This window comes from Caldisericia bacterium, from assembly GCA_021158845.1.
Classification (GTDB): Bacteria; Caldisericota; Caldisericia; order B22-G15; family B22-G15; genus B22-G15.
This window is the reverse complement of the sequence record JAGGSY010000076.1, coordinates 1-6348: the sequence shown is the minus strand read 5'-3', so window position 1 is coordinate 6348 and position 6348 is coordinate 1. Positions and strand designations below refer to the sequence as shown.

At 36.9% G+C, this 6348-nt stretch carries 4 protein-coding genes and 1 pseudogene; all 5 read right to left on the bottom strand.

Annotated features, from left to right (window positions below; translation table 11 throughout):
- Window positions 1–1007: hypothetical protein (locus J7J33_03045; GenBank protein MCD6168266.1), on the bottom strand; the 1007-nt coding region annotated here is incomplete at its 3' end.
- Window positions 1008–1054: 47 nt separating this feature from the next.
- Window positions 1055–2455: pseudogene (locus J7J33_03040) on the bottom strand (sigma-54-dependent Fis family transcriptional regulator).
- A 15-nt stretch (window positions 2456–2470) separates the two neighbouring features.
- Window positions 2471–4159 (bottom strand): PAS domain-containing protein, encoded by a 1689-nt coding sequence (locus J7J33_03035; GenBank protein ID MCD6168265.1) that lies wholly within the window; start codon window positions 4157–4159, stop codon window positions 2471–2473.
- Window positions 4159–5178, bottom strand: a complete 1020-nt coding sequence (locus J7J33_03030; protein ID MCD6168264.1) for a 6-phosphofructokinase — start codon at window positions 5176–5178, stop codon at window positions 4159–4161. Before J7J33_03030 ends, J7J33_03035 begins: the two co-directional genes overlap by 1 nt.
- A 12-nt stretch (window positions 5179–5190) precedes the next feature.
- The coding region (locus tag J7J33_03025) for a hypothetical protein (protein ID MCD6168263.1) at window positions 5191–6348 on the bottom strand (1158 nt) is incomplete at its 5' end.

Below are 6348 nucleotides of genomic sequence, written 5' to 3'. Positions count from 1 at the left end.
GCATTATTAAAGGCAATTTTAACTTCTAAGATAAAATCTGAAAGATTTTTGTTATATATAGGGTTTAAGAATATAGATGTATCGTCATTTCCTGCTGCCGCCGAATGGTCAAGCCAAGTGTAACGATTTGGTGTATCCCAAACATCTATCCCCCACCACCAATTCGCATGAGTTAGAGTATATACATCATAAACCAAAATCCACCTTGCAGGGGGAATTCTTGTGGTGGGATGATTCACTGGAGGTATTCTTGAACCAGCATCGAAGCCACAATCATCATCACTATCTTTAACATAGGTTCCAAGACCATGGCTGTAACCTTTGTAAATTGTATTTCCGTACATATCCTTTGGAAGTATAGAGAAGGTAGTGTGATTTCCAAAGGATGCAACAGTATCTCCTGATGGAAAATGATTTGACTCAACAAAGGCAGGATCAGGATAAATTTCCATATGATCAAATACTCCTGGTCTTACAAAAACAGAGAATTCATTAAAAGTATGTTTGTTTGTTTGAACCTTTATTTTGTAAAATCCAGACCTTGTTGGATTCTTTATCCCTGCTTGAGGAAGAATTGTAAGAGTGTGATCAATATCCTTGGGTACATTGATGGAAGTTATGATGGCAATTTTTCTGTTCATTAAATCAACCTGCACATCGCTTATGTTGTTACTTCCATCAATTAACACTGCTGTTGTAGGAATTGCAGAGGGAAGTGTAAACTCCTTGTTAATATCACCACCTAAATCCTGTGGGAAAATTATCTGTATATTATCGGAATTAGCAAAAAGATCAGGATCAGAAAGATTAAATTTGATATCAATTCTTGTTATCTCCCCCACTGTATCTGGTGTAAGAGTAATATCCTTAATAGTAACCGACCCAGCAAGGGTAGCTCCAAAACTTATGGGGATTCTTGGAAGGAATGTAAACACCAGCATCAACACCATTAAAATACTTAAAAATTTCCTCATACCTTCCACTCCTTTCTTTTTTTCTTTCTTCATTATTCTTCTCCTTTACCACCTCTTTTAAAATTTTATTTTATTATATATTAAACCTTCTTCTCCTCCAAATTAATATTGTAATCTCTTATCTTATTAAACAAAGATTTCCTTGAAATACCAAGTATTTTAGCCGCTTTAGTCTTGTTCCCTCCTGTCTTCTTTAAAGCCTTAATTATCATCTCCTTCTCCAGACGAGCAATGGCTTCTGTTAAAGGAACAATATCCTCATCGCCTTCTAAATCATTTGATTCCACCGTTTCAGATTTGTTCCTCTTTATGCTTTTGGGGAGGTGTTCTGGAAGTATAACTGACCCTTGAGTTACAACAATAGCATGAGCAATGCTGTTTTCCAGTTCCCTTATATTACCAGGCCAGTTGTAATCCATAAAAATTTCCATAACCTCAGGTGATACACCAGTAACAACCTTCCCATACTTGTGTGAGTACTTATAAATAAAATACTCAACCAAATCTGGTATATCCTCTTTCCTTTCTCTAAGGGGTGGAAGGTGAATTGTAAAAACATTTAACCTGTAGTATAGATCCTCTCTAAATTTTTTCTCCTCCACAAGCTTTAGAAGGTCTTGATTTGTGGCAGCAATCACCCTTGCATTTGTAAATATTGTCTCCTTCCCTCCAACCCTCTCAAAGGTTTTTTCCTGAAGAACCCGAAGTATCTTTGCCTGAAGAGAGAGTGACATATCTCCAATCTCATCCAGAAAGATGGTCCCATCCTTTGCCTGCTCAAATTTACCAATTCTTCGCTCCTTGGCATCAGTAAATGCCCCCTTCTCATGACCAAAAAGCTCAGATTCAAGAAGTCCCTCTGGTATAGCAGCACAATTAACGGTAACAAAAGGTTTGTTTCTCCTTGAAGAATTCATATATATGCTTCTTGCAACTAACTCTTTTCCTGTACCACTCTCACCAAGAATAAGAACAGTAACATCACTTGATGCTGCTCTCCCTATCTGTTTATAAATATCCTGCATCTTCTGACTTTTCCCTATAAGTCCCTGTGTGATAAACTCATCCTCACCAAACTGAGTTGTTTTTGCCTTCTCTGAAAGTTTTTTAAGTTGAATTGCCTTTTCAATAGTAACCTTTATCTCCTCAAGATCAAGGGGCTTTGTGACATAGTCATACGCACCTTCCTTCATGGCTTGAATTGCCGTACTGGATGAGCCATAGGCAGTCATCATAATGACTGGGAGATCCTTATCAATTTCCTTTATCTTTAAGAAAGCCTCCATACCAATCCATCACCGGCATTTTTATATCCATAAGGACAACATCTGGATAAATTTCCTAACCTTCTTTATAGCTTCCTTCCCATTCTTTGCCTTGAATACAAAATAATCATCCTTCAATGCCTCATTGAGAAAGTTTAAGATATTTTCCTCATCGTCAACTACAAGAACACTGAATTTATTAACCTTTTTATTCATACCCAAATTATACCACTATTTAATAGGAATGTAGACAAAAAACGTTGTCCCATCCTTGTTTGAGTTAAACCATATCCTGCCATCATGCATCTCCACTATCTTTTGAGATATTGGAAGACCCAGTCCTGTTCCCTTCTCCTTCGTGGTAAAAAAGGGCATAAATATCTTTTCCCTATCCTCCTCTTTTATACCAAAACCAAAATCCTTTACCTCTATAAGTATACCACTCTGCGCCTTCTTTGTCCTTATAACTATTTTACTGTTAAACTCAGAGGCATCTATGGCATTAAGAATAAGGTTTATAAATACCTGCTCCATCTGTTTCGGGTCAAAGGAGAATCTTGGATCATACTCAAAATCTATATGAACCTTTATATTTTTCTCCTTCAACTTCTCATTAAGCAAAGATAGTGAATCTCTTATAACCTTTGAAATGTTTGTCATAATTTTGTTTGGGGGAGAGGGTCTTCCATACATAAGTAGATCCTTTAGAATGTTCTCAAGTCTTTTCACCTCTGAGAGTATTGTTTTTATATACCTCTCCTCATCCCCACCCTTCCCTTCAAGTCTCTTTTCAAGAATTTGGGCAAAACCTTTTATGGATGTTAGAGGGTTTCTAATCTCATGGGCAACACCTGTGGTGAACATTCCAAGAGTCTTTAAAGCTTCAGTCCTTCTCTTCTCCTCCAGTAATTTTACCTCCTCAGTTACATCCTCCACACTTATCAATAGATCATCTCCATTAAATGGAGTGGAGAATATATGAAATATCTTCTCATTACCCCCAATCTTTATTTTCTTCTCTCTGAATTTTCCACCACCCTTTACAGTTTCAACAATCTCTTTTAAATGGGGAAAAAGAGTGTATCTCTTCCCTATAACATCTTTTTTTCTTACTCCAAGAAGTTCCTCACAAGCTCTATTAAATTCCTTAACTATCCCATCCCTTGAAACGATGAGAACGCCAGAAGCTATGGTCTCAAGGATCTTTTCAGAGTTGCTCCTTGATACAAGAAGAGATGTGGATAAATCATTTATTGCCCTACTTATCTCTCCTATCTCTCCACTCATTACAGGAAGTTTATAGGACAGATCAGATTTTAGATTTTCAAGGCCCGTCTTTATAATGGTAACCTTTTTTACAAACATCAAAGATATATAAATGGCTAAAATTCCTGATATAAGTAGAACCACAAGTATTATATTTCTCTCTTTGGCTTTTAAAGATTCTATCTCAGATAGCACAAGATCCTTTGGTTCCTCAACCCAAACAAATCCTGCTTTCTTACCGTTTTCATATACAGGAAAAACCACCCTTATCTTCTCGCTGTCCTTTGACTTTGATTCTTGAACGGCAAGGGGTCTGTTGAAATCATCCCCATATATAAAGAAACCAACACCTATCTCTTCATTCTCCTCATGAATTGGTTTCGTGTAATCAAAGAGTGCCGTTTCAAGCTGTGTCTTCTTAATTACATCTAAATCTGTGTTAAGTAAATCCGCCTGTACCTTCAGTTTTTCACTAACTCTATTGTAGGAGGAAACAAGTTGCCTTCCTATGGTTGAAAGCTTCTCTTCCTCTGCCTTCCAGAATTTAGTCTCTGTCTCTTTAATAAGAAGTGAACCAAGAGAAAGGGTGGTTACTATCACAACAATTAAAAAGGTGAAGGCAACTTGAAACCTCAAAGAGCTAAAAAATTTCATTACTTCTCAAATATCCTCTTTAACTTTATCCAATCCTCTGTTACCACCTTTGTCTTTCCAACAGCATCCTTTAGTGGAACAGATGTAATTACTCCATTCTTCATGGTAGCCATCCTACCAAACTCACCATCCTTAACCATCTCTACGGCTTTAACACCAAGCCTTATGGTAAGTATTCTATCAAAGAGAGTGGGGGAACCACCTCGCTGAATATGACCAATTTGAACGGACCTTGTCTGAATTCCAGTCTTCTCCTTTATAACCCTGGCAATGTAGCTTCCAACCCCTTTCTCCTGCAGTAATTTATGTCCAAAGGCATCCACTTCATGAGACTCATCTTTGCCTACATCAACTCCCTCAGATACACAAACAACGGCATAATTTTTTCTCTCAAAGGCTTTCTTTACCTTTTCAATCAACTCATCCTCATTGTACTTTTCTTCTGGAAGAAGGGTGTAATCTGCTGCTCCACCAAGACCTGTGAATAGGGCAACCCAACCTGCATGTCTTCCCATTACTTCAAGAACTATTATCCTCTTCATTGCCTTTGCAGTATCTCTAAGTCTCTCGATGGCATCCATAGATACTGTAGCAGAGGAATCAAATCCAAATGTGTAGTCTGTTTCTGATATATCATTATCCATTGTTTTGGGAACACCAATAGTCTTTATATTATGCTCTTCATACAAACGGGATGCAACACCAAGAGTATCGTCTCCACCTATTGCAATAAGGGCTTCAATGTTTTCCTTTCTCAAAGTTTCTTTTATTTTCTCAACTCCGTTTTCCACTTTAAAAGGATTGGTTCTTGAGGAATAAAGGATTGTGCCTCCAAGAGGCATGATCTCCTCAACCATCTCCCTTGAAAGAAGAATCCCCTCATCATCTATAACTCCCTTCCAGCCATTTAAAAAACCAAAAACACTGTAACCGAAGTCAAGACTCCTCATAAAAATTGCCCTTATGGTGGAGTTTAAACCAGGACAATCTCCACCACCTGTTAGAATACCTATTCTCATAACACTCCTCCTTTAAGCAAAAATCTCCTCTTTATACCAGAAATTCTCCTCTCCTAAAAGTTTCTTAAGTTCAGTTATTAAATCAGGAGTTACTTTTATAAAATGTTCTTTTTCAAGTTCCATCTCAAGCCTCTTTCCATTTAACACAAGGTATATTGTTACAGGATCATTCCCTTTATGTTTTTCAAAGAATTCACGGAGAGAATTTAGAAATTCATCATTAATGTTTTTCTTTTTTAGTTTAAGGTATAGGTGGAACCCTCTCTTTTCTACATCCTTCAACTTCTCCTCCAACTCTTTTTTCGTAAGAAACTCTAAAACCTTCAAAACTCTTACTGAGACTCTATCATTTTCAATTCTATACTCTCCCTCAATTCTTATGACACCTTCTTTCCTCAAGAAGTTCTCTACCTCTGAAGCAACAGGATTGAATGCCACTATGGAGATTTTACCACTTTCATCCTCCAAGATAAATTTTAATACCACATCCCCCCTCTTTGTTTTATAGTGTCTAAAACTGGTTATGGCACCAATTAACTTAACATTGCTTCCACTCTCCACATCTGATAAGTTTGAAATTTTTATCTCATTCTTCCTCATCTTTTCTATATAGTTTTTGAGGGGATGTCCTGAAAAATAGAAACCAAAAGCTTCCTTTTCCCAATCAAGTATCTTTCCCTTTGAAACCTTCCTTTTCTTTAAAGGTTCAGAAAAAAGCATGGGTTTTTTCTTTTCATCCCCCTTTAATTCCTCCAGAAGAAGTGCTCTATCTTTATTTAAACTATCAAAGGCACCTGCCTTTATAAGGGATTCAATAACCTTTTTATTGATCTTTCCACTCTTACATCTTGTAAGAAAATCATAGAAGGATCTATACTTTCCCTTTTCTCTCTCATCAACAATTATTCTTGCGGCACTCTCTCCAACATTCTTAATGGCTGAAAATCCAAACCTTATTGCATCACCCTCAATTTTAAAGTATATACCGCTCTTATTTATATCTGGAGGAAGAACCTTTATTCCCATACTCTCAGCTTCTTTTATATAAACCTCCTCCTTATCCTCATTTCCAGAAACAGATGTAAGAAGAGCAGTAAAGAATTCTTTCGGATAATGTGCCTTAAGGTATGCAGTTTGATAAGATATTGTAGCATAAGCAGTGCTGTGAGA

Coding starts and splice junctions, on each gene's coding strand:
- J7J33_03035 (MCD6168265.1), bottom strand. CDS start 4,159: ATGAAATTTTTTAGCTCTTTGAGGTTTCAAGTTGCCTTCACCTTTTTA.
- J7J33_03030 (MCD6168264.1), bottom strand. CDS start 5,178: ATGAGAATAGGTATTCTAACAGGTGGTGGAGATTGTCCTGGTTTAAAC.